The sequence below is a fragment of the Variovorax sp. dw_308 genome, assembly GCF_019207085.1.
Classification (GTDB): domain Bacteria; phylum Pseudomonadota; class Gammaproteobacteria; order Burkholderiales; family Burkholderiaceae_C; genus Variovorax.
The window spans coordinates 1-898 of record NZ_JAATOM010000092.1 but is presented as its reverse complement, the minus strand read 5'-3'; the positions used below and the strand labels follow the sequence as shown (position 1 = coordinate 898).

1 protein-coding gene is annotated in these 898 nt (G+C 66.5%); it reads right to left on the bottom strand.

What is annotated here, in order from left to right; translation table 11 throughout:
* Positions 1-826 (bottom strand): Druantia anti-phage system protein DruA (locus HCU76_RS36335; RefSeq protein WP_218512062.1); only part of this gene is annotated, 826 nt, incomplete at its 3' end.
* Between the last annotated feature and the right edge of the window lie 72 nt (positions 827-898).

The following is an 898-nucleotide window of genomic DNA, read 5'->3' as shown; positions in this document are numbered from 1 at the left end:
GGTACATCCAGATGTCCTTGATGGGGATGATCTGGTGATGCACGGTGCTCTTCTTGCCGCGCCCGACGGTCTGCCCGATGAGGAGCCAGTTGGCGGCCTTGTAGCAGGTGCCGCGATGGCGCGGCGTTTCCACGAAGGTCTCCAGCAGCACCGGCTGGTAGCCGTAGCGCTGTTGCCAGTCGCGAGGCAGTTGCCTGGCGGCCAGGGCCAGGATCTTGGAGGCCAGTCCCTTCGATTGAATCCACGGCAGGATGAGGAAGCGGGCGTTGTTGACCACCAGTTGCAGGTTCTTCTGGCGCTGAGTCTCGGACCAGCCGATGAAGCGCTCGCGATCACCGAGCTTCCAGGCGCTGGCCCCGAAGCTGAGCAGCGCCACCAGTTGCTCGCCCGCGTAGACGCAGTAGCGCAGCTGGCTGCCAGACATCGGCGTGTAGCCCAGGTAGTGGTAGCGCGCCATGTACTCGTTCCACAGCAGCGACTGTGCATGGCGCGCGCCGATGGCGCACAGCCTGAGCGGCGCCATCTCGTGCACCGGCACCGACAGGACTGCCTGCGCGTCGGTGGCCGGCGTGGGCTTGAACTCGGCGCGGCGGCGCCCTCGGGGCATCTGTGACGCCGGCAGCGTGATCAGGCCGTCGGCCTGCATGCGCAGCATCGCCACCCGGCACGTCATGTCTTTGAGGCTTCCGTCCTGTCGCACCCAGTTCAACTGCTGGCACACCAGCCGCGACAGCGGCGCACGCTTGAGCTGCGGTGCCTGCTCGATCATCCGGGCAATGGTGCGCAGTTCCTCGTCTGTGAACTCGCGCCCGCAATAGCGCTTCATGAGGAGTCGATCCCCTGCGTTGGCGCCAGTGCGTCGGGGGCCTGGCGCATCATGGCCAGGCGCGGCGTATCC